At 62.8% G+C, this 301-nt stretch carries 1 protein-coding gene; it reads left to right on the top strand.

The features are described 5' to 3' along the window. On the top strand, positions 1 to 301 hold a 301-nt coding region (locus EOD29_RS31170), incomplete at both ends, for a multicopper oxidase domain-containing protein (RefSeq protein WP_164763917.1).

Raw genomic sequence — 301 nt, 5'->3', positions numbered from 1 at the left:
GCTGTGAAAACCGAGGCCATGCTGACCGAGGCGGGTCCGACCAGGGACATCATGAGCTGGGGCCATGACGGCATGCCGCCGGCTCTGCGGATGACCAAGGGGCGGCCCTACGCGGCAAGGCTGAAAAACCGGCTCGACGAGCCGACGACGATCCATTGGCACGGGCTTCGCATCGACAACCGCATGGATGGCGTGCCCTTCGTGACGCAGCCCTATATCTATACCGGCGACAGCTTCGATTACGCCTTCACGCCGCCGGATGCCGGTACCTACTGGTATCATCCGCATTGCAACACGCTGA

Origin of the sequence: Mesorhizobium sp. M1A.T.Ca.IN.004.03.1.1 (assembly GCF_003997555.1) — a bacterium.
Lineage (GTDB): Bacteria > Pseudomonadota > Alphaproteobacteria > Rhizobiales > Rhizobiaceae > Mesorhizobium.
This window is presented reverse-complemented; position numbering and strand designations above follow the sequence as displayed.